This is a genomic window from Streptomyces sp. NBC_00654 (assembly GCF_026341775.1).
Classification (GTDB): domain Bacteria; phylum Actinomycetota; class Actinomycetes; order Streptomycetales; family Streptomycetaceae; genus Streptomyces.
Genome location: NZ_JAPEOB010000003.1, coordinates 681,423 through 703,401, shown reverse-complemented (window position 1 = coordinate 703,401; position 21,979 = coordinate 681,423). Strand labels below are relative to the sequence as shown.

Here is a 21,979-nt window from a genome sequence, read left to right as displayed (position 1 = left end):
AACGAAGCCGCCCCGCCGTGCGCACCGCGCGGCGGGGCGGCCCGCTGAGCCGGGCCGGGCCGGTCCGGGCCGGGCAGAGGTGGGAGAGGTGCGCATGACCGGAACGGCGCGTACGGCCGATGGCGGTACGGCGATGAGTGCGGCGGCGGCCCGTGGCGGGACGGCGGGCACGGCCGATGACGGGACGGCGGGAGTGGCCGGCGGCGGGGCGGCGGAGGCCGTGATCGAGACCCGCGGTCTCACCAAGCGCTACCGGGGCGGCCAGCTCGCCGTCGACGGCCTCGACCTCACCGTCCCCGGCGGCAGCGTCTTCGGCTTCCTCGGCCCCAACGGCTCAGGGAAGACCACCACGATCCGGATGCTCATGGGCCTCATCGACCCGACGTCCGGCACCGCCCGGGTGCTCGGCAGCCCCATGCCGGGCGGCGCCCGCAGCGTGCTGCCGCAGGTCGGCGCGCTGATCGAGGGCCCGGCGCTGTACGGCTTCCTGACCGGCCGGGACAACCTGCTGCGCTACGACTCCGCCGACCCGACCGCCGACCCCCGCACCCGTCGCGCCCGCGTCGCGCACGCCCTGGACCGGGTCGGGCTCGCGGCCGCCTCGGGCAAGAAGGCCAAGGCGTACTCCCTCGGCATGAAGCAGCGCCTCGGGCTCGCCGCGGCCCTGCTCCGGCCGCGCCGCCTGCTCGTCCTCGACGAACCCACCAACGGCCTGGACCCGCAGGGCATGCGGGAGATCCGCTCCCTCGTCCGGGAACTGGCGGCGGAAGGCACCACGGTCTTCCTCTCCTCCCACCTCCTGGACGAGATCGAGCAGGTCTGTACGCACGCCGCGGTGATGGCCCGCGGCCGGCTGATCGTCCAGGGACCCGTCGCCGAGCTCGCCGCGGGCACCCGGGGCCGGCTCACGGTCACCACCCCCGACCCGGGCGACGCCGCCCGGGTCCTCAGGGAGCAAGGGATCACCGGACTGCGGACGGACGGCGACCGGCTGACCGGTGACGCCCCGCCCGGCGGTACGGAACTCGCCGACCTCAACGCGGCACTGGTGGGTGCCGGGGTGCGGGTACGGGCCTTCGGCGTCGAACGGGCCTCGCTGGAGGACGCCTTCGTCGCACTGACCGGAGAGGGATTCGATGTCGCAGGCTGAACCGACGGGCGTACGGGACGACGTCACCGGCGCGCCGGCCGATGCCACGGGCGTACGGGCCGACGTCGCCGGCGTGCGGGCCGATGCCACGGGCGTACGGGACGACGTCACCCGCGTGCGGGCCGATGCCACCGGCGTGCGGGCCGTCCGCAACCTCCTGTGGACGTTCGGAATCCTGCGCTCCGAAGTCACCACCACCCTGCGCCGCTGGCGGACCCTCGCCCTGCTCGGCGTGCTCGCCGCCGTACCCGTACTGATCGGGATCGCGGTCAGGATCGAGACGGGCGGCGGCGGTGGAGACGGAGCCCCGGGCGGGGCCGGGGGACCGGCCTTCCTCACCCAGGTCACCAACAACGGTCTCTTCCTGGTCTTCGCCGCCCTCGCCGCGACGCTCCCGGTCTTCCTGCCGATGGCCGTCGGCGTCGTCGCGGGCGACTCGATCGCGGGCGAGGCGAACGGCGGCACCCTGCGCTATCTGCTCGTCGCCCCGGCCGGCCGCACCCGGCTGCTGCTCGCCAAGTACGCCAGTGTGCTCGTCTTCTGCCTGGTCGCGACGCTGGTCGTGGCGGCGTCGGCGCTGGCCGTGGGCGCGCTGCTCTTCCCCCTCGGCGAGGTCACCACGATCTCCGGGACCCGGATCGGCTTCGGTGAGGGGCTGGTGCGGGCCGGACTGATCGCGGTGGTGGTCGCCGCGTCGCTGACCGGCTTCGCGGCGCTGGGCCTGTTCATCTCGACGCTGACCGGCAGCGGGATCGCGGCGATGGCGGCCACGGTCGGCCTGCTGATCACGGTGCAGATCCTGGGGTCGATCCCGCAGCTGAGCGCCGTCCACCCGTATCTCTTCCCGCACTACTGGCTGTCCTTCGCGGACCTGCTGCGCGACCCCGTCCACGGGGACGAGATCGTCAGGAACCTCGGCCTTCAGGGGATGTACGCGGCGGTGTTCGGCTCGGCGGCCTGGGCCCGCTTCACCGCCAAGGACATCACTGCCTGAACGGCCCGGGAAGCGCCGGGCGGCCCGGCGGGAGGGACGGAGTGACGCGGAGTGCCCGGGGGCGGTCTTGGCTTGATCCGGACGGTACGGGCCCGACCGCACCGTCGGCCGGGCGAGCCGTCCCCCGATCGGCTCGTCGCGGCGCGAACGGCACGAACGGTGCGGACAACGGGAACGACACGACACGGTACGTTCCGTTTCCGCCTCGGTATTGTTCGACTTCTGGCGACGACCTGTCAACAAGAGATGGCTTGAAGACCCCTATGCTCACCGAATGATCACATCGCCGAGTTCCCTGCGCCGCAGCGAGAGATCACGACGTGCGACCCTTCGGGCCGCGCTCGACCTGTGTACGGAGAAGGGGTACGGCCGGGTCACGGTGGAGGCCATCGCGGCCCGCGCCGGTGTGAGCAAGAAGACTATTTACCGCTGGTGGCCGTCGAAGAGCGCGGTGCTGCTGGAGGCGTTCACCGAGGCGTTGGTCGATGCCACCCCGTTCGTCGACACCGGTGACATCGGCGCCGATCTGCGGGGCCATGTGACGGCCGCGGTGAAGCTGCTCTCGACGCCGCCGTTCGGCCCCGCGTACGCGGGCATCCTCTCCGAGGTCCACCACGACGACGTGCTGGCGCGGGCGGTGCGGGAGCAGCTGGTCGACCCCCGGTTCGAGGCCGCGGTGGCGCGGCTGCGGAGCGCTCAGGAGCAGGGGCAGATCCCGGCGGACGCGGACCTTCCGCTGGCGGTGGAGATGCTCTACGGCCCCGTCTACTACCGCCATGTGCTGCGCAGGCCGGTCCACGACGAGGAGACGGTCGCCGCGCTGGTGGCGCATGTGCTGCGCGCGCTGGGAGCGGAGGGCTACTGAGGGCCGCCGCGTGAGCGGTTCGGGGTTCGCGGGTTCCGGCCGACCGGTCGTGGTGCCGGTCGGCCGTCGGTCGGCCACGGGTCAGCCGTCGGTCAGCCGTCGATCAGCCGCTGGACGGCGTCGCCGTAGTGCGCGACCAGGGCCGTCCGGCCGGCTCCTGTCAGTACGGAGTCCTCCACCACGTGCAGGGAGGTGAGCAGGCCGCCGATCTGGGCCGCCACCAGATGGGCGCGCAGTTCGGCGTCCGCCCCGTCGAGCCGGTGCACGAGCGGGGCGGCGAAGGAGCGCTCGATCGTCGCCCGCAGGGTCCGCTGGACCTCGGTCCGGTCGGAGGCCCGGAAGAGTGCGGCGAGCGAGGCCACGGCCAGCGCCCCCGCGGTGGACGACGAGAGCCCCACCACATGCTCCACCAGCGCCCGGCCCATCCCTTCCAGTGGGCCCTCCATGATCCGGGTCGCGGGCAGGTCGACGGCCATCGCCTCGACGAAGAGCTGCTCCTTGGAGCCGAAGTGGCGGATCACCAGAGCCGCGTCGACGCCGGCCCGCGCGGCGACCGCCCGGATGCCGACCGAGCCGAAGCCCTCGCGCGTGAACAGTTCCCGGGCGGCGTCGTGGATCTCCTGCCTGGTCACGGCTGCGGATCGGCGTGGCCTGGGGGCCCGCTGCGGCTCGGTCACGGCTGGGGTCTCCGTTGCTCGTTGGGAAAGTCATCATAGATGACTTACGGTTGTCATCAATGATGACAACTTCGGTCGAGCGAGCGAGGAAGAGGACCATGGACCGTCTCAAGGACAGGACCGCACTCATCACCGGGGCCGGCAGCGGCATCGGCCGGGCCGCCGCCGAGCTGATGAGCCGGGAGGGCGCCCGTGTCGTGGCCGCCGACCACGACACGGCCGCGGCGGAGGAGACCGCCCGGCTGATCGAGGCCGCCGGCGGCCGGGCGCTCCCGGTGACCGTCGATGTCACCGACGACGCCTCGACGGCCGGCGCGGTGGCCGCCGCGGTCGCGGAGTTCGGCGGCCTGGACGTGCTCTGCAACCACGTGGGCGGCAGCGATCCCCGGAAGGACCTGGACCTGCTGCGGCTGGACATGGACGAGTTCGAGCGGGCCGTCGCCCTCAACGTACGCAGCACCCTGCTCGGCTCCCGGCACGCGGTCCCGCACATGATCGAGGCCGGGGGAGGCTCCATCATCAACACCGCCTCGGTGGCCGGGCTGGTCGGCGACGTCCTCCAGATCTCGTACGGCGCGGTGAAGGCCGCCGTCGTCAGCCTCACCAAGTCGATCGCCGTCCAGTACGGCCCGCACGGTGTGCGCTGCAACGCGGTGGCCCCCGGAGCGGTCATGACCCCCGCCCTGCGGGACAACCTCCCCGCCGATGTCATCGAGGCGCTCAAGGGCTACAACGCCCTGCCCTACCTCGGCACCCCCGAGGACATCGGCCACACGATGGTCTTCCTCGCCTCCGACGAGTCCCGCTACCTCACCGGCCAACTCCTGGTGGTCGACGGCGGCATGACCGTCCAGTCGCCCGCCGTCCCGGGCCGGCGCGCCATGCTGCCGCCCGTCTGAGGGGCGGTCGTGACGGGGCCGGAGGCACCGCCCGGCGCCACCCGGCTGCCGCCATCCGGTCGCCGGGACGCGTGCGCCGGGTGATGCTGGTCTGGCGCGCGGCGGTTCCCCGGCGTGCCGGAGAGCCTGAGGGTGGGGTGAAACCGTGTCGGACACCGAGGGAACGGTCGCTGCCGGGGCGGAGCCGGACGACCGGCACGGGGCGGAGCCGGACGACCGGCAGGGCAGAGGCGCCAGGGGCAGCCGGGACGGCGGAGCCACCGGGGACGGAAGAGACAGCAGAGGTACTGGGGGCGGCAGGGACGGCGGCCCGGCCGGTCTGGACGTGGCCCTCCTGGACACGCTGTTCGCCCAGTCCTCGGTCGGCCTGATCGTGCTCGATCCCGAACTGCGGGTGGTCCGGGCCAACTCCCTCGTCGATGCCGCCCATGTACAGGAGATGATCGGTGATCACTTCACCGATGTGTACCGCCTCGACAAACCGCACCAGGCGGCCGAGGTGCTGCGGAGCGTGCTCGAGGGGGAGGGGCCCGTACGCGACCGGCTGATCCGCGGCAGGCTCCGCCGGCTGCCCGGACCGGACCGCAGCTTCAGCGTGTCCGTGTACCGGCTCGACGGCCCCGACGACGACGTGCCCCGGGGCGTACTGGCGGCGGTCGTCGACGTCACCGAACGGGAGCGGGCGCGAGCGCGGGAGAGCTGTCTGGCCGCTGTACGCGAGCGGGTGGGCGGGTCGCTGGATGTCGCGGAGACCTGCCGTTCGCTCGTGGACGCCGTGGTACCGGGGTTCGCCGATCTGGCCGTGGTCGAGGTGGTCGACGACGTCCTGCGCGGCGCGGACCCGCCGGTGGGCCCGCTCGGGCCCGAGGTGCCGCTGCGCCGGGCCGACCCGGAGGGCGGGACCCGCCGGCTGCCCTTCCGTACGCCGTACGCGCTGGCGGTGTCGGACCTCCGGCCCCGGCTCGTCCAGCTCGGTCCGGACACCGTGTGGCTGGACGCGGACCCCGACAGCGCCCGTCTGATCGAGTCGGCCGGTGCCCACTCGCTGATCGTGGTTCCCCTGACGCTGCGCGGCGCCGTCCTCGGTCTGGTGAGCCTCTACCGGTGCGGGGACAGCGAGCCGTACGACGAGGACGACACGCTCGTCGCGCGGACGGCGGCCGCCCGTACCGCGCTGAGCGTCGACAACGCCCGACGCTACGAGCGCAGCCATGTGATCGCCTCGACCGTCCAGCGCCGGCTCCTCCCGCAGCAGGAGGGCGACCAGGCCGCCGTGGAGACGGCCCACGTCCTGCTGCCCGGACGCAACAGCGGCTGCTGGTTCGACACCATCGCGCTGTCCGGAGCCCGGACGGGCCTCGTCGTCGGCAGCGTGGCGGGGCAGGGCCTGGAGGCGGCCATCGCCATGGGGCAGCTGCGTACGGTCATCCAGGCGCTGGCCGGTCTCGACCTGGAACCGGACGAGATGCTGGCCCGGCTGAACGACACCGCCGAACGCCTCGCCGCCGAACGGGCCGACCTGCCCCGGGCCGACGCCCTGTACGGCGAACCGCTGTCGGCGGCGTGCGTGTACGCGATCTACGACCCGTTCACCCGCACCTGCACCCTCGCGAGAGCCGGAAACCCGGCGCCGGTGGTCATCGCACCGGACGGGAGCGCGCCGCCCGTCGACGTGCCCGAGGGGCCCAGGCTCTTCTCCCCCGAGAGCGCGCCGTTCGCGACGGCCGTCCTCACCCTGGAGGAGGGCAGCCTCCTGGCCTTCTGCACCGAGGCCCTGCTCCCCGACGAACAGGCCGTCGCGCGCATCCGCCGTACGCTCGCCTCCCCGGAGCGCGGCCTTCACGACCTGAGCGACGCCGTCGTCTACGGACTCCCGGCCGGCGCCCACGCCGACGGTGCCGCCCTGCTCCTCGTCCGTACCGGCACCGTCCCGGCGCACCGCGTCGCGACCTGGGACCTGCCGCACGACCGCACGACGCCGTCCACCGCGCGGGTGCTCGTACGCGACCGGCTCCAGGGCTGGAACCTGGACGAGGAGACGATCGACGCGACCGAACTGATCGTCAGCGAACTGGTCACCAACGCCGTCCGCTACGGCACCCCGCCGCTGCGGCTGCGCCTGCTGCTGGGCCCCACGCTGACCTGCGAGGTCCACGACAGCAGCGCGGTGTCACCGCACCTGCGCCACGCCCGGTCGGCCGACGAGGGCGGCCGGGGACTGTTCATCGTGTCCCAGCTCGCCTCGCACTGGGGGACCCGGCACGGCCCGCGGGGCAAGACGCTGTGGACCGAGCAGGACATCGGCGTCCCCGCCCCGGCGGACTGAGAGCGCCCTCGCCCGTCCGCCCCGTCGGGCACGCCGCGGTGGAGCGGACATCCCTCCGGCGCTCAGCCGAACAGCCGCTCCAGTACCACCGCGACGCCGTCGTCCTCGTTCGACAACGTCACCTCGTCGGCCGCCGCGCGGAGTTCCGGGTGGGCATCGGCCATCGCGACCCGGTGGCCGGAACGGCGGAACATCGGCAGGTCGTTGGGCATGTCGCCGAACGCGACCGCGTGCGCCGGATCGATCCCCAGCACCTCGGTGGCCAGCGCGAACCCGGTGCCCTTGTCCACGCCGTACGGGGCCAGTTCGACCGTGCCGGGGCCCGCCATCGTGACCGTCGCGAGGTCGCCCACGGCCGCGCGGGCCGCGGCGGCCAGGGCGTCGTCGCCCAGTTCCGGGTGGCGTACCAGCACCTTGATGACGGGCGCGTCCCACAGGGCGGCGCGGCGGTCGACCCGGACGGCGGGAAGGCCGGTGTGCGGCATCCGGTAGCCCGGTTCGATCAGGGTCCGGCCGTCCTCGCCGTCCTGGTCCACGGCGGCGAAGACCGCTCCGACCTCCGCCTCGATCTTGCCGAGCGCGGCGTCGGCCAGCTCCCGGTCGAGGGTCACCGAGCGCAGCATCCGCCGCGATCCGGCGTCGTACACCTGGGTCCCCTGCCCGCAGACGGCCGGACCTCGGTAGTCCAGGTCCGCGAGCAGCGCCCGTATGCCGGGCACCGACCGGCCGGTGACGATCAGGTGCGGGGCCCCGGCCGAGGCGGCCAGCGCCAGGGCGGCACGGGAGCGCGGGCTCACGGTGTCGTCCGGACGCAGCAGCGTGCCGTCCAGGTCCGTGGCGACAAGGGCATGGGCGGGTGGCATGGGCATGGGCCCAGCCTAGAAGGGACACGGATGGCCCCTTGTGCGAACCGAAAGGATCCGGTACACGGCCCAGGGGCGCGGGTACCGGATCCTTCGTCAGGACGGGGGCGGGGTCAGCTGAACACCACGGAGCGGACTTTGAGGCGCTCGGAGGCGTGGCCGCCGTTCGGGCGGAGGCTGAAGTAGGGGCCCTCGCAGTCGGCGCCGGCGAAGACCGTGGCCGTGGAGCCGGTGTAATTGCGCGGGGAGTGCGCGGGCGTGGTCCACTCGGGGGCGACCTCGGGCAGGGTGATGCAGACCCCGCTCGGCGGGTCGATCAGGCCGCCGATGTGCGGGGCCCCGCTCGGGTCGTTGTAGGTGTAGATGAAGTCGCCGTCCGCTGCGGACGCGGCGCCGGGGGCGGCGAGGAGTACGGCGAAGCCGCAGGCGGCGGCAGTGGCGAGGGCGCGCAGGCGCATGGAAGTCGTCCCATTCGTGACGGGGGGTCGGTCGGGCGGGCCCCAGTTTTCCCCGCGATGATCTTGGGTTGGCCCGGTATGGCCGGAGAAACGATTCGTCCTCACTCGAAAGGCGTAGCTGTTCGAGGCCGCCCGCCGGGCCCCGAACCGCCCGCGATGCGGTGGACGGAAGCCGACGAGCGACACGGAGGGAGCCCCTCAGACGGCTCGCGGGGGACAGGCGGCGCAAGTGTGCCCGTCGATCGCCGCCAGCAGCTCGGCCGCGGCCCTCGCCTCGGTCCTCGCCGTGTCGGCCAGCAGCTCGGCCGTCGCGCGGCCCGCCACGACCGCGTCGTGCGCACCGCGCGCCCACTCCGGGTGGTGGGCGTGCCCGGCGGCGAGTATCGCCCCGAGCAGCTCCAGCACCCCGGCCCGGTCCTTGACCGTCTCGGTCCCGGCCAGCTCCCACAGGAACGGCACCGCGGCGACGGTCGCGTCGAAGACCGCCATCGAACCGATCCAGTGCCCGAGGTCGTTCAGGGCGTCCTCGGCGTTCGGGGCGTCCCCCCAGGCGATCCGCGACAGGGTGCCGGGGACCTGGGAGGCGGAACCGTACGCATGCCGGAGATCGTGCCAGCGAACATCGCCCATGCCCTTGAGAACAGTCCCCATCCGGGCACTCAATCAGCCTTGCCCCACCGCGTCCACCATGCCGACGGCACCGTCCGCCCGGTGCAGCCGGCCCAGGTACTCCCGTACGGGGCGCACGGCATCCGCCGGGGCGACGATCCCCACGTGGTTGTCGGGCCGGATCACCACGACCGTGTCCGCGCCGCCCGTACCGTACGCGGCCCGCGCGTGCCCGCGGTCGTCGATCACCCCGGCGGCGCCGTCCCCGGGCACCTCGTCCGCCCCGTACACCCGGCAGGTCCGTACCGCGCCGGCGTCCCCGTACGCCGCGGCCGTCTCCCGCAGGGCCCGCGCGCTCCCGGGACCGAAGCCGAGCACCGTGAGGTGCGGTCCGGCGAAGGTGCGGAACAGGCTGGTGGGCGCGCCGGTCGCGGCGTCGAGGCAGGGCGCGTCGGGCGCCCGGTCCCCGGAGCGCGGACCGCCGGGGCCGCCACCGGTGTCCGGACCGGCGTCCGCCGCGTCCGAGTCCGCCGTGAACGCGTCCGCCGCGTCCGAGTCCGGGGCGGCGGCCAGTGAGCTCCACCGGTAGCCCACGCCGAGTCCGGCCGTCTCCGGGGTGATCGCGGAGTCCAGGCCGCCGCCGGGCTTCCTGATCGCCGTCAGCGTGGCCCGCAGGCTCTCCGACGTGATGTCCAGGGTCCACGCGGCGACCGGCAGCCGCTCCTCCTCGTAGGTGTCCAGCAGTTCCGGCGCGGCCCGGCCCGCCAGCACCTGCGCGAGCTTCCAGCCCAGGTTGAAGGCGTCCTGGATGCCCGTGTTCATCCCGAGTCCGCCCGCGATCGGGTGCACATGGGCGGCGTCCCCGGCGAGGAAGACCCGGCCCGCCCGGTAACGGTCGGCCATACGGACGTTGACGCGGTACATCGACAGGAGGGTGGCATCGGTGAGGTGGCCGCCCGGGATGCCGGTGTGCCGGGTGAGCAGCCGCCTGAACCCTTCCTGGGACGGGGCCAGCGGCCGGCCCTCACGGTCGCGTTCGGGCCCGGCCTGGAACCACCAGCCCGAGGGCGTGCCGGGGATGGGGCAGAGCATGACCGCGCCGTCCTCGTCGAACCACTGGTGCCAGCGGTCGCGGGCCAGGACGCCGTCCGTGAGGGCGACATCGCCGCAGACCATCGCCAGTCCGGCGTCGCTCTTCCCCTCGAAGGCGATGCCGAGCAGTTTGCGTACGGAGCTGTGGGCGCCGTCGCACCCGACGACGTACCGCGCCCGGACGGGCGGCCCGGCGGCGAACGTCACGCCGACGCGCCCGTCCTCGTCCCCGTCCGTGTCGGTGAGTGCCACGGCCTCGGCGCCCAGTTCGACCCGGACGCCGTACGCGGCCAGGCGGTCGCGCAGGATCTCCTCCAGCCGCCACTGGGGGATCAGCCACCCCCGGTCGTAGGGCGCGTCCGGCGCCGGGGCGCAGTCCGCGTACGGATCGGTGTCCGCGACCGGCAGCCCGTCCCGGTACTTGCGCATCGGCAGGGGCGCCGAACCGGCGGCCAGCACCTCGTCGACGACGCCCAGGTCCGCCAGGACTTCGAGGGAACGGGGGTTGGGGCCCTTCGCCCGTGAACTGCGCGGGTACGCGGGGGACTTGTCGACGATCCGTACGGCGATGCCGCGCCGGGCGAGATCGCACGCCAGGGTCAGCCCGGTCGGGCCCGCGCCCACGATCAGTACGTCGGTCATGCCTGCTCCTCGGTCCGCGTTTTCCGAAGACCAAAGGAAATCGCAACCGAGTTAAAAAAGCAACCGGGTAATGGTTTTTGGGGTGGGTGGGGTTTCTGCGAGTGGTTCCGCCGGTCGGGTTTCTGTGGGTGGGTTCGGGTTTCCACGGGTGAGGGGGGAGCGGGGTCAGCCGTCCCTGTCCGCCTTCCGCGTGGCCCTGGTGGTGCCGGTGGCGATGGTGGTGCTGGGTGCCCTGATCACCGCACTCGGGCTGCGCCGGCGGAAGGGGACGACGCCGCCCTCCGCCGGGTCGGCCCGGCCGGCTCAGGAGGTGGGTGCCCGCTCCGGTACCCCGGCGCCGGGCCCCGTCCCCGTACCGTGACCGGAACCCGGGGCGGTGCCGGAGGCGGCGGTGCCGGGCGTCTCCGCCCCCGGCACCGCCGCCGCGGCCTGGGCCCCGGCTCGCGTTCCGGCGTGTGTTCCGGTCTGTGCGGCGACCGTACGTGCCAGGCGCACCGCCTCCGCCCGGTTCCGCCGCGCCGTGCGCAACGCGTCCCAGGTCAGCAGCGACAGCGCCAGCCAGACCAGCGCGAACCCGGCCCACCGCTCGGGCGGCATCTCCTCGTGGAAGTACACGATGCCGAGGGCGAACTGGAAGACCGGGGCCAGATACTGCAGGAGCCCCAGCGTGGACAGCGGCACCCGGATCGCCGCCGCGCCGAAGCAGACCAGCGGCACCGCCGTGATGACGCCCGTCGCGGCGAGCAGCGCCCCGTGGCCCGCGCCCCCGGCGGTGAACGTCGCCCCGCCGCTCGCCCCGAGCCAGAGCAGGAACCCGAGCGCGGGCAGGAACAGCACGGCGGTCTCGGCGGCCAGTGACTCCAGCCCGCCCATGTTGACCTTCTTCTTCACCAGGCCGTACGCCGCGAAGGAGAAGGCCAGCGTCAGTGAGATCCAGGGCGGGCGTCCGTATCCGATCGCCAGCACCAGCACGGCCAGGAAGCCGGTCGCGACCGCGACCCACTGGACGGGGCGCAGTCGCTCGCCGAGCAGCAGGACGCCCATGGCTATGGTGACCAGCGGGTTGATGAAGTAGCCGAGCGAGGCCTCGACGACCTGGCCGTTGTTGACGGCCCAGATGTACAGGCCCCAGTTGACCGTGATGACCCCCGCGGCCAGGGCGATCAGGCCGAGCTTGCGGGGGTTGCGGATCAGTTCGCCCAGCCAGGCCCAGCGGCCGACGACGAGCAGGGCGACACCGACGACGCCCAGTGACCAGACCATCCGGTGGGCGAGGATCTCGATCGCCCCGGACGGCTTCAGAAGCGGCCAGAAGAGGGGGACGACGCCCCACATCCCGTATGCGCCGATTCCGTACAGCAGACCTGCCCGCTGTTCGTTCTTCCCCTGCACGGGCCCTCCCGGCGTACGTGTGTCGACGGATCGGCCGACTGCACGAAGGTAGCGCCGGAAGGGCCCGGTGTCATAGCCGTCTCAGGGAAACGCTCATGACAGGGGAGTCTTCGGGCCGGGCTGCGGTACGGGGGTGGGTTCAGGCGGCGGCGAGGGCCGCGGTCACCGTCTCGGCGAGCGGTGTCGTCGGGCGGCCGATCAGCCGGGCCAGGTCGCCGCCGGTCGGGGCGAGCCGGCCGCGCCCGATCGCCTCGTCGACGTCGACGAGGATCGCCGCGAAGGCCTCGGGCAGTCCCGCGCCGACCAGGATCTCCTGGTGGACGGCGGCGGGGACGTTGTTGTACGCGATCTCCCTGCCGGTCGCCCCGGACAGCAGCGCGGCGTACTCGGCGAACGACCACGCGGTGTCGCCGCTCAGCTCGTACGCGGTGTTCAGGTGGCCCTCGCCGGTGAGCACGGCCGCCGCGGCGGCGGCGTAGTCGGCCCGGGCGGCGGAGGCGACGCGCCCGTCGCCCGCGTTGGAGACGACCGCGCCGTGCTCCAGGACCGGGGCGAGGTTGGCCGTGTAGTTCTCGGTGTACCAGCCGTTGCGCAGGAAGGTGTACGGCAGTCCCGAGTCGAGGATCAGCCGCTCGGTGACCTTGTGCTCGGCGGCCAGGCCGAAGTCGGCGTCGGGGCCGCCCAGGACTCCGGTGTACGCGAGCCGGGCGACGCCCGCCGTCCGGGCCGCGTCGATGACGGCGGTGTGCTGCGGCACCCGCCTGCCCACCTCGCTGCCGGAGATCAGCAGCACCCGGTCGCCCGCATGGAAGGCCCCGGCGAGGGTCTCGGGGCGGTCGTAGTCGGCGATGCGCAGCTCGACGCCGCGGGCGGCGAGGGAGGCGGCCTTCTCCTTGTCGCGGACGACCGCCGCGATCCGGTCCGCGGGGACCGAGGTCAGCAGCTGCTCGACGACGAGGCGGCCGAGCTCTCCGGTGGCTCCGGTGACGACGATGCTCATGGGGGGTTTCTCCTGTTCGGGGGGCTCGGTCCGCTTCCGGGCCGTCTGGAACTCACCCTACGGCGCGCACTAACCAGGAGAAAGTACCCACTTTGAAGTAAGGTACTGGCATGGGAGTAAGTGAAATGAGTCGGGACCCGGACGTCAACCGGGCGATGTGCCCCTCCCGCCTGGTGCTGGAACACGTCACCAGCCGCTGGGGCGTCCTCGTGCTGGCCGCCTTGCTGGAGCGCTCGTACCGCTTCAGCGAGCTGCGCCGCACGGTCGGCGGCGTCAGCGAGAAGATGCTGGCCCAGACCCTCCAGACGCTGGAGCGCGACGGCTTCGTCCACCGGGACGCCAAACCGGTGATCCCGCCGCGGGTGGACTACTCGCTCACCGAGCTGGGCAGGGAGGCCGCCCAGCAGGTGTGGGAGCTGGCGCGCTGGACCGAGCGCCGGGTGGACGCGGTGCGGGCGGCGCGCGAGGCGTACGACGAGGCCCGGACCTGAAGGTTCCGGTCCGGGCCTCGTCGGGTGCCGCTGTCCGCGGTGAGGGGGCCGGCGGGCCGGCCGGCCCGCCGTCAGCCGATGACCGTCCAGGTGTCGTTGCCCGCGAGCAGCGCGGCCAGGTCGCCCTTGCCGTTGCGCTCGACCGCGGAGTCCAGCTGCTCGGACATCTGGCTGTCGTAGACCGGCCGTTCGACGCTGCGCAGCACCCCGATGGGGGTGTGGTGCAGGGTGTCCGTGTCGGCGAGCCGGGAGAGGGCGAACGCCGTGGTCGGCGAGGCGGCGTGCGCGTCGTGGACCAGGATCTGCGAACGGTTCTCCTCGGTGACCGCGACCACCCGCAGATCACCGGTCGCCGGATCCCGTACGACACCCTTCGCGTCCTCGGCGCCGAAGAGGATCGGCTGCCCGTGCTCCAGCCGGATCACCGCTTCCTGCGCCTTCTCCTTGTCCTTGAGGACCTCGAACGCGCCGTCGTTGAAGATGTTGCAGTTCTGGTAGATCTCCACCAGCGCCGTGCCCGGGTGGTCGGCCGCCGCGCGCAGCACGCCGGTCAGGTGCTTGCGGTCGGAGTCGACCGTGCGGGCCACGAACGAGGCCTCCGCGCCGATCGCCAGCGACACCGGGTTGAAGGGCGCGTCGAGCGAACCCATCGGCGTCGACTTGGTGATCTTGCCGACCTCGGAGGTCGGGCTGTACTGGCCCTTCGTCAGCCCGTAGATCCGGTTGTTGAACAGCAGGATCTTCAGGTTCACATTGCGCCGCAGCGCGTGGATCAGGTGGTTGCCGCCGATGGACAGCGCGTCGCCGTCACCGGTGACGACCCACACCGACAGATCGCGGCGCGAGGTGGCGAGCCCGGTGGCGATGGACGGGGCACGGCCGTGGATGGAGTGCATCCCGTAGGTGTTCATGTAGTACGGGAACCGGGAGGAGCAGCCGATGCCGGAGACGAAGGTGATGTTCTCCTTCGCCAGGCCCAGCTCGGGCATGAACCCCTGCACGGCGGCGAGGACCGCGTAGTCGCCGCAGCCGGGGCACCAGCGCACTTCCTGGTCGGACTTGAAGTCCTTCATGGACTGCTTCGCCTCGGCCTTCGGCACCAGCTGCAGCAGCTCGTTGGTGTCAGGCATCGATGGCCTCCTTGAGAGCTGTCGCGAGCTGCTCGGCCTTGAACGGCATTCCGTTGACCTGGTTGTAGCTGTGGGCGTCGACCAGATACTTCGCCCGGAGCAGCATGGCGAGCTGTCCGAGGTTCATCTCCGGGACGACCACCTTGTCGTAGCGCCCCAGCACCTCGCCGAGATTCTTCGGGAAGGGGTTGAGGTGCCTCAAGTGCGCCTGGGCGATGGAGTGTCCGGCGCCGCGCAGCCTGCGTACGGCGGCGGTGATCGGCCCGTAGGTCGAGCCCCAGCCGATCACCAGCGTCCGCGCTCCCGAGGGGTCGTCGACCTCCAGGTCCGGGACCTCGATGCCGTCGATCTTGGCCTGCCGGGTGCGGACCATGAAGTCGTGGTTGGCGGGGTCGTACGAGATGTTGCCCGTGCCGTCCTGCTTCTCGATGCCGCCGATACGGTGTTCGAGGCCCGGGGTGCCGGGCACCGCCCAGGGGCGGGCCAGGGTCTGCGGGTCGCGCTTGTAGGGCCAGAACACCTCGGTGCCGTCGGCCAGTTCGTGGTTGGGGCCGGTGGCGAACCGCACCCGCAGATCGGGGAGCAGGTCGACCTCGGGGATCCGCCACGGCTCGGAACCGTTGGCCAGATAGCCGTCGGAGAGCAGGAACACCGGAGTCCGGTACGTCAGCGCGATCCGGGCGGCGTCGAGCGCGGCGTCGAAGCAGTCGGCCGGGGTCCGCGGGGCCACGATCGGCACCGGGGCCTCGCCGTTGCGCCCGTACATCGCCTGGAGCAGGTCGGCCTGCTCGGTCTTGGTGGGCAGCCCGGTCGACGGGCCGCCGCGCTGGATGTCGACGATCAGCAGCGGCAGTTCGAGGGAGACGGCGAGCCCGATGGTCTCCGACTTCAGCGCCACGCCCGGACCGGAGGTGGTGGTGACCGCCAGCGAACCGCCGAAGGCGGCACCCAGCGCGGCGCCGATGCCCGCGATCTCGTCCTCGGCCTGGAAGGTCCGCACGCCGAAGTTCTTGTGGCGGCTCAGCTCGTGCAGGATGTCCGAGGCCGGGGTGATGGGGTACGAGCCGAGGTAGAGCGGCAGGTCCGCCTGCCGGCTCGCGGCGATCAGCCCGTACGACAGGGCGAGGTTCCCGGAGATGTTGCGGTACGTCCCGGTGGGGAACGCCTGTGTGGCGGGCGCCACCTCGTAGCTGACCGCGAAGTCCTCGGTGGTCTCACCGAAATTCCAACCGGCCCGGAACGCGGCCACGTTCGCCTCGGCGATCTCCGGCTTCTTCGCGAACTTCTGCCGGAGGAACCTCTCCGTGCCCTCGGTCGGCCGGTGGTACATCCACGACAGCAGGCCCAGCGCGAACATGTTCTTCGAGCGTTCGGCCTCCTTGCGGGGGAGTCCGAACTCCTTCAGCGCCTCCAGCGTCAGCGTGGTCAGCGGCACCGGATGGACGTTGTACGCCTCCAGCGAGCCGTCCTCCAGCGGGCTGGTCGCGTACCCCACCTTCGCCATCGGCCGCTTGGTGAACTCATCGGTGTTGATGATGATTTCGGCGCCGCGCGGCACATCGGCGATGTTCGCCCGCAGCGCGGCGGGGTTCATCGCCACCAGCACGTTGGGAGCGTCGCCCGGCGTGAGGATGTCGTGGTCGGCGAAGTGCAGCTGGAAGGAGGAGACGCCCGGCAGGGTCCCGGCAGGGGCCCGGATCTCGGCGGGGAAGTTCGGCAGGGTCGAGAGGTCGTTCCCGAAGGAGGCCGTCTCGGAGGTGAACCGGTCACCCGTGAGCTGCATACCGTCGCCGGAGTCACCCGCGAAACGGATGATCACCCGGTCCAGGCGGCGGACCTCTTTCCCGTCGGCGCCTGTGGTTCCTGACCGGGGGGCTCGTTGCTCCCCGACGACGGCCTCGCCGGCCTCATCGGCCCTTTCGGCCGGGCTACTGACCTGGCTGGTCACTGAACTGGACCTCCCTCGGGGCGGCGGTTCGGGACCGTCCGGCCCGCCGGTGGTCCCAGGGCCCACCCTACTTCCGCAGGGGTCGCCCTCCAGGGACCGGTCATATGGTGGACGCCCTTTTGAGACACCCATTTGGCCCGATTTGACATTATTTCCAAGCCCCCCAGTCGTTCACCCGAAACGCTGCGTGCTCATTCTTTGGTGCTAGGTCCTCGACTTCCGCGACAGATCTGACAGGGTGTCAGTTCCCTAGGATCTGAGGTAGGTGAGGACGGCCAGAACGCGCCGGTGATCTCCATCACTGGGGGAGAGGCCCAGTTTCAGGAAGATATTGCTGACGTGCTTCTCCACCGCGCCGTCGCTCACCACCAGCTGTCTGGCCACCGCGGAATTCGTCCTGCCCTCGGCCATCAGACCGAGGACCTCCCGCTCGCGCGGCGTGAGCCCGGCCAGGACGTCCTGCTTACGGCTCCGGCCCAGCAGCTGCGCGACCACTTCCGGGTCCAGCGCCGTCCCGCCCTGCGCCACCCGTACGACGGCGTCCACGAACTCCCGGACCTCCGCCACCCGGTCCTTCAGCAGATAGCCCACGCCCCGGCTGCTTCCGGCCAGCAGCTCGGTGGCGTACTGCTCCTCGACGTACTGCGAGAGCACCAGCACCCCGATCCCGGGGTAGTCCTTGCGCAGCTGCACCGCGGCCCGCACCCCTTCGTCGGTGTGGGTGGGCGGCATCCGCACATCGGCCACCACGACATCGGGCAGCGCCTGCTGCGCGTCGAGGTCCGCCACGGTCTTGATCAGCGCCTCGGCGTCCCCCACCCCCGCGACGACGTCATGCCCGAGATCGGTGAGCAGCCGGGTGAGTCCTTCCCGAAGCAGTACCGAATCCTCGGCGATGACCACCCGCACCCTGTCCTCCACGACGCTGTGTCCCCCACTGTTGTTGATGTGTGTCCGGCTTCTGTCGTCCCCAGCATCCCAGGACCGGCGGGCGGATGGGGCGGCGCCGGGAACAGGGGGGTGCGACTTGGTGAGGTTTCCCCGATTCGGGGCTGGACACGCAGCGTGTCGGGAGTTTCACCAGGTGGTGGTACGGGTGGCCCGGCGGGCGATCACGGCGAGGCCGCCCGGTCCGCGGCAGGACAGCCCGCCGCCCCGCCGCGGACCGGGCGTCCGGGGCGGGGCAGGGGCCGCGGGGGCCGCAGGGGGCCGCGGGTCGGCTGAGGGGCGCTGCGGGCCGGGTTCAGCCGCGCCAGGGCAGTTCGGCCGTGATGGTGGTCGGGCCGCCCACCGGGGATTCGACCACGAGGATGCCGTCCACCGCGTCCAGCCGCTCCGTCAGACCGGCCAGACCGCTGCCCGACGTCACATCGGCGCCGCCCCGTCCGTTGTCCGTGACCTGGAGCATCAGACGGTCCGCCGCCCGCCAGACGTCGACCGTGGCACGGGTCGCGTGTGCGTGCTTGCTGACGTTCTGCAGGAGCTCCGACACCGTGAAGTAGGCGATCCCCTCGATGGCCTGGGCGGGCCTCGTCGTCAGGTCCACCTCGACCTTCACGGGGACGGTGCAGCGGGAGGCGATGGCGGAGAGTGCGGCGTCGAGTCCTCGGTCGGTGAGGACGGCGGGGTGGATGCCGCGGGCGAGGTCGCGGAGTTCCTGGAGGGCGACTTTGACCTCGCCGTGGGCTTCGTCGACCATGCGGGCGGCGGCTTCGGGGTCGGCGGTGAGTTTTTCCTTGGCGAGGCCGAGGTCCATGGCGAGGGCGACGAGTCGGGCCTGTGCGCCGTCGTGGAGGTCGCGTTCGATGCGGCGCAGGTCGGCCGCCGCGGTGTCCACGACGACCCCCCGGTCCGACTCCAGCTCGGTGACGCGGGTGGCCAGCCGGGACGGGCCGAGCAGACCGGAGACCAGCAGCCGGTCCACGGACACCAGGCCCCGGACGACCCACGGCGTGACCAGCACCACGGCCAGGCCGATCGCACTGGTCACGGCCAGCTCGTAGGGCGAGTCGAGGTAGATCCGGTGGTTGTCGTCGCCGTACAGCTGGATCCCGCCGGCACCCGTGTACGCCGGGAAGACCCAGTGCCACAGCGGATAGGTGAACATCGTCCACCCGACCGACCAGAACGTGATGGCCACGACGAAGGCGAAGATCGCCCACGGGAAGTGCAGGAGCGAGTAGAGCAGGTGCCGCCAGGACACCCCGCTCTTCAGTACCGCGCCGACCCACGACATCATGCCGCCGGTCTTCCCCCGCGCCGGCTCGGGGGACGCCACGTCCAGCTTCAGCAGCCCGCGTGCCCGGATCCGCTCCAGCGCGCCGAAGCCCCGGCACATCGCCAGCCCCACCGCGAGTACCGGGATGCCGAGGAACGTGATCAGCAGACCGAAGCCCATCGTGGTCATGGTGATCGAGAGGGCGAACAGCACGATGCTGATCGGGAGGCTCAGCATCAGGTACAGAAGCTCGCGCCACGCCCGTGCCTCCAGCGGCGCACGCAGCGCGGCCGGGAGGAAGTGCTTGACCGGGGGGTGGTCCCCGGCGCCGGAACCGGACCTCTGGAGGTCCCGCGTGTCCGGTCCGTATGCCGTGGCCATGAGGTCCGTCCGTTCCGTCTCTGTCGCAGCGGCTCGTTCTCCGCGGCATGTGGCTTCTCAACTGGTACCAGGGTGCGGGGCCGCGGGGGCCTCGCACCATGAGGGGGGTCTCCGTATCCGCCCGGGGGTTTTCCCCACCCCCCGGGCGGACGGGGAGACCCCCGGTGCCGCCGCAGTGCCCTCGCGCGGCGGTGCGGTGGGCGGTGGTCCGGTGGGCGATGGCGTGGCGGCGGTGTGGTGGCGTGGTGGCGGTGGCACGGTCGGGCCGCAACGCCTCCGCGCCGTAATGGCCTCGGCCGCGCCCTCCGCGCCGTAACGGCCTCGGCCCGGCTCTTCCGCGCCGTAGCCGTCGTCATACCGCCTTCGCGTGCTCCGTACGGTCGCGCCAGGGCAGCTCCGCGGTGACGGTCGTCGGGCCGCCCACCGGGGAGTCCAGGACGAACAGCCCGTCCACCGCCCCCAGGCGTTCCGCGAGACCCGCCATCCCCGTACCGCCGTCCATCCGCGCACCGCCCGACCCGTCGTCCCGCACCTGGATCAGCAGGCGGTCGGCCGCCCGCCACACCTCGACGGACGCCGACCGGGCGCCGCTGTGCTTGCTGACGTTCTGGAGGAGTTCCGACACGGTGAAGTAGGCGATGCCCTCGATCGCCTCGGCGGGCCGCCCCGGCAGCTCGACCGACACGTTCACGGGGACGGTGCAGCGGGAGGCGATGGCGGAGAGTGCGGCGTCGAGTCCTCGGTCGGTGAGGACGGCGGGGTGGATGCCGCGGGCGAGGTCGCGGAGTTCCTGGAGGGCGACTTTGACCTCGCCGTGGGCTTCGTCGACCATGCGGGCGGCGGCTTCGGGGTCGGCGGTGAGTTTTTCCTTGGCGAGGCCGAGGTCCATGGCGAGGGCGACGAGTCGGGCCTGTGCGCCGTCGTGGAGGTCGCGTTCGATGCGGCGCAGGTCGGCCGCCGCGGTGTCCACGACGACCCCCCGGTCCGACTCCAGCTCCGCGATCCTGCGTTCCAGTTCGTCGGAGGGCGAGAGCAGTCCCCGTACCATCGCCCGGTCCGCATTGCTCAGCGCCCGCGCGATGAAGGGGAGCACCGGCCACAGGACGAACAGGCTCACCAGGGTCACCACGAACGTCACGATGCCCCACGGCAGCCGGATGAACGCGAACAGCAGCGCCCGCCAGCCCACCGGATCCTTCAGCCCCGTCCACAGCCAGGGGAAGAACCCGGCGTCCCGGCGGCTGCGCGCCATCGAGCTCGGCTCCTCGACGTGCAGACCGAGCAAGGCCCGCGCCCGGCCCCGTTCCGCCCGGCCGAGCAGCCGGGCGCCCTGGAGCCCCACGGCGAGCAGAGGCAGACCGATCACCGTGACGGAGAGCCCCACGCCGACACCGAGCAGGAACACCGCGTAGACAAAACCGGCAATCGCCATGGGCAGGTTGGCCAGGAGGTACGCGATCTCCTTCCAGGTCCACCGGTCGAAGGCGAAGCGCGCGGGTGGCGGCCGGTCGTTGTCGGGTGCAGAGGGGCTCATGGTCATACGACCAGCCTGCCGGGCCGCGACCGCGCACGCCATGGGGCTCGTGGGCGGCGTGAAGTAGGGATAACCCCACCCCGTTGCGCGACGCGGCTGCTTACCAGTTCTTTAACAGGGCCTAGACTCCCGTGCGTACAGATGGCCGGACCGGTGTGTTCGAGGGAGCGAGGGGCGGACGTGAGGACCGAATCGACCGTTCTCGCGTCGGAGTACTTCCAGAGCTATTCAGTGGTCGGACTGCTCGCCCTGATCGGCGTGCTGTTCGTCGCCGTCGCCTTCGGGGCCGGCCGACTGCTCAGGCCCGTGGTTCCGACGCCGGAGAAACTCCTTACCTACGAGTGCGGTGTGGACCCCGTCGGGGAGGGATGGGCGCACACACAGGTGCGCTATTACGTCTACGCCTTCCTGTACGTGATCTTCGCCGTCGATTCGATCTTCCTCTTTCCGTGGGCGACGGTATTCGCGGCCCCCGGATACGGTGCGACGACGCTGGTGGAAATGTTCATTTTCCTCGGCTTCCTGGCCGTGGGACTGCTCTACGCATGGAAGAAGGGCGTCCTCGAATGGGCGTGACGAGCCGGACGACCCCGGAACCGCAGCCCGGTCCGACGCCGCGACAGGCATCCACCCCGGACTCGCCACCGGCCTCGAAGCCGGCCGCGCAGCCGGTTCCGCTGCCGGAGCCGAAGCGGCTCGGAGTGCTCTCCCGGCTCGCCCCCGAGCCGATGAAGGTGATCCTCAACTGGGGCCGCCGCTACAGCCTCTGGGTCTTCAACTTCGGACTCGCCTGCTGCGCCATCGAGTTCATCGCCGCCTCGATGGCCCGCCACGACTTCATCCGGCTCGGGGTGATCCCGTTCGCGCCCGGCCCCCGCCAGGCCGACCTCATGATCGTGTCCGGCACGGTGACGGACAAGATGGCCCCGGCCGTCAAGCGCCTGTACGAGCAGATGCCAGAGCCGAAGTACGTCATCTCCTTCGGCGCCTGCTCCAACTGCGGCGGCCCCTACTGGGACTCGTACTCCGTCACGAAGGGCGTCGACCAGATCATCCCGGTCGATGTGTACGTACCCGGCTGCCCGCCCCGGCCCGAGGCGCTGCTCCAGGGCATCCTCAAGCTCCAGGAGAAGATCGCCCGCGAGTCGCTCGCCGAGCGGTACGCCACCGGGCCGGACGCCCCCGAGGGCGCCGACGCGGGCCGCGCGTCCACCGCCGCGCTGCTCAGCGCGCCGGTCACCGCCCCCACCGCACCGGGGGAGGAGGGGAAGTGACCAACCCCGATGCCGCCTCCGGCGCCACGCCCGACG

At 72.2% G+C, this 21,979-nt stretch carries 20 protein-coding genes; 8 read left to right on the top strand and 12 right to left on the bottom strand.

The window, feature by feature from the left end; translation table 11 throughout:
* Positions 1-94 precede the first annotated feature (94 nt).
* The 3 genes from OHA98_RS35530 (at position 95) to OHA98_RS35520 (ending at position 3,009) form a co-directional block, all read left to right on the top strand.
* Positions 95-1,150 (top strand): ABC transporter ATP-binding protein, encoded by a 1,056-nt coding sequence (locus tag OHA98_RS35530; RefSeq protein ID WP_266931807.1) that lies wholly within the window; start codon positions 95-97, stop codon positions 1,148-1,150.
* Positions 1,137-2,144, top strand: coding sequence for an ABC transporter permease (locus OHA98_RS35525; protein ID WP_266931806.1), 1,008 nt, complete (start codon positions 1,137-1,139; stop codon positions 2,142-2,144). Before OHA98_RS35530 ends, OHA98_RS35525 begins: the two co-directional genes overlap by 14 nt.
* A gap of 274 nt (positions 2,145-2,418) precedes the next feature.
* Positions 2,419-3,009, top strand: coding sequence for a TetR/AcrR family transcriptional regulator (locus tag OHA98_RS35520; protein WP_266931805.1), 591 nt, complete (start codon positions 2,419-2,421; stop codon positions 3,007-3,009).
* A 92-nt stretch (positions 3,010-3,101) separates the two neighbouring features.
* On the opposite strand, the gene OHA98_RS42800 is transcribed toward OHA98_RS35520, so the two are convergent.
* The gene (locus OHA98_RS42800; protein WP_323179695.1) at positions 3,102-3,641 is read right to left on the bottom strand and encodes a TetR family transcriptional regulator; all 540 of its coding nucleotides are present in this window, start codon (positions 3,639-3,641) and stop codon (positions 3,102-3,104) included.
* 143 nt (positions 3,642-3,784) lie between these two features.
* Between OHA98_RS42800 and OHA98_RS35505 the strand changes: the two genes are divergently transcribed.
* Positions 3,785-4,585, top strand: a complete 801-nt coding sequence (locus OHA98_RS35505) for an SDR family NAD(P)-dependent oxidoreductase (protein WP_266931804.1) — start codon at positions 3,785-3,787, stop codon at positions 4,583-4,585.
* A gap of 325 nt (positions 4,586-4,910) precedes the next feature.
* Positions 4,911-6,911 carry a SpoIIE family protein phosphatase gene (locus tag OHA98_RS35500; RefSeq protein ID WP_266932553.1) on the top strand — a complete coding sequence of 667 codons (2,001 nt, stop codon included), beginning with the start codon at positions 4,911-4,913 and terminating at the stop codon, positions 6,909-6,911.
* 62 nt (positions 6,912-6,973) lie between these two features.
* On the opposite strand, the gene OHA98_RS35495 is transcribed toward OHA98_RS35500, so the two are convergent.
* The 6 genes from OHA98_RS35495 to OHA98_RS35470 all read right to left on the bottom strand — a co-directional run bounded on the left by OHA98_RS35495 (position 6,974) and on the right by OHA98_RS35470 (position 12,967).
* Complete coding sequence (locus OHA98_RS35495) at positions 6,974-7,780, bottom strand: HAD family hydrolase (RefSeq protein WP_266931803.1); 807 nt, start codon at positions 7,778-7,780, stop codon at positions 6,974-6,976.
* A 107-nt stretch (positions 7,781-7,887) separates the two neighbouring features.
* Positions 7,888-8,232: a hypothetical protein gene (locus tag OHA98_RS35490; protein ID WP_266931802.1), complete on the bottom strand. Its 345-nt coding sequence runs from the start codon at positions 8,230-8,232 to the stop codon at positions 7,888-7,890.
* Positions 8,233-8,430: 198 nt separating this feature from the next.
* Positions 8,431-8,883 carry a hypothetical protein gene (locus OHA98_RS35485; protein WP_266931801.1) on the bottom strand — a complete coding sequence of 151 codons (453 nt, stop codon included), beginning with the start codon at positions 8,881-8,883 and terminating at the stop codon, positions 8,431-8,433.
* A gap of 12 nt (positions 8,884-8,895) precedes the next feature.
* A complete protein-coding gene (locus OHA98_RS35480) occupies positions 8,896-10,575 on the bottom strand; it encodes an FAD-dependent monooxygenase (protein ID WP_266931800.1) in 1,680 nt (559 codons plus the stop codon).
* Positions 10,576-10,878: 303 nt separating this feature from the next.
* Positions 10,879-11,967, bottom strand: a complete 1,089-nt coding sequence (gene rarD / locus OHA98_RS35475; RefSeq protein ID WP_266931799.1) for an EamA family transporter RarD — start codon at positions 11,965-11,967, stop codon at positions 10,879-10,881.
* Positions 11,968-12,106: 139 nt separating this feature from the next.
* Complete coding sequence (locus OHA98_RS35470; protein ID WP_266931798.1) at positions 12,107-12,967, bottom strand: SDR family oxidoreductase; 861 nt, start codon at positions 12,965-12,967, stop codon at positions 12,107-12,109.
* A 110-nt stretch (positions 12,968-13,077) separates the two neighbouring features.
* On the opposite strand from OHA98_RS35470, the gene OHA98_RS35465 reads away from it, so the two are divergent.
* On the top strand, positions 13,078-13,458 hold the full coding sequence (locus tag OHA98_RS35465) for a helix-turn-helix domain-containing protein (protein ID WP_266931797.1): 381 nt from the start codon (positions 13,078-13,080) through the stop codon (positions 13,456-13,458).
* Positions 13,459-13,529: 71 nt separating this feature from the next.
* Here OHA98_RS35465 and OHA98_RS35460 read toward each other — a convergent pair whose 3' ends face one another.
* The 5 genes from OHA98_RS35460 to OHA98_RS35440 all read right to left on the bottom strand — a co-directional run bounded on the left by OHA98_RS35460 (position 13,530) and on the right by OHA98_RS35440 (position 20,675).
* On the bottom strand, positions 13,530-14,588 hold the full coding sequence (locus OHA98_RS35460) for a 2-oxoacid:ferredoxin oxidoreductase subunit beta (RefSeq protein ID WP_266931796.1): 1,059 nt from the start codon (positions 14,586-14,588) through the stop codon (positions 13,530-13,532).
* Positions 14,581-16,536: a 2-oxoacid:acceptor oxidoreductase subunit alpha gene (locus OHA98_RS35455; RefSeq protein WP_266931795.1), complete on the bottom strand. Its 1,956-nt coding sequence runs from the start codon at positions 16,534-16,536 to the stop codon at positions 14,581-14,583. The genes OHA98_RS35460 and OHA98_RS35455 overlap by 8 nt, the downstream gene beginning before the upstream one ends.
* Before the next feature lie 249 nt (positions 16,537-16,785).
* Positions 16,786-17,445, bottom strand: coding sequence for a response regulator transcription factor (locus tag OHA98_RS35450; protein ID WP_266932552.1), 660 nt, complete (start codon positions 17,443-17,445; stop codon positions 16,786-16,788).
* Positions 17,446-17,779: 334 nt separating this feature from the next.
* Complete coding sequence (locus OHA98_RS35445) at positions 17,780-19,135, bottom strand: sensor histidine kinase (protein WP_266931794.1); 1,356 nt, start codon at positions 19,133-19,135, stop codon at positions 17,780-17,782.
* A gap of 352 nt (positions 19,136-19,487) precedes the next feature.
* Positions 19,488-20,675 carry a sensor domain-containing protein gene (locus OHA98_RS35440; RefSeq protein ID WP_266931793.1) on the bottom strand — a complete coding sequence of 396 codons (1,188 nt, stop codon included), beginning with the start codon at positions 20,673-20,675 and terminating at the stop codon, positions 19,488-19,490.
* A 174-nt stretch (positions 20,676-20,849) separates the two neighbouring features.
* On the opposite strand from OHA98_RS35440, the gene OHA98_RS35435 reads away from it, so the two are divergent.
* Together OHA98_RS35435 and nuoB are read left to right on the top strand one after the other, a co-directional pair.
* Positions 20,850-21,245, top strand: coding sequence for an NADH-quinone oxidoreductase subunit A (locus OHA98_RS35435; protein ID WP_266931792.1), 396 nt, complete (start codon positions 20,850-20,852; stop codon positions 21,243-21,245).
* Entirely contained in the window at positions 21,236-21,943 is a 708-nt protein-coding gene (nuoB, locus tag OHA98_RS42795; protein WP_323179694.1) for an NADH-quinone oxidoreductase subunit NuoB, read from the top strand. The genes OHA98_RS35435 and nuoB overlap by 10 nt, the downstream gene beginning before the upstream one ends.
* Positions 21,944-21,979 lie beyond the last annotated feature (36 nt).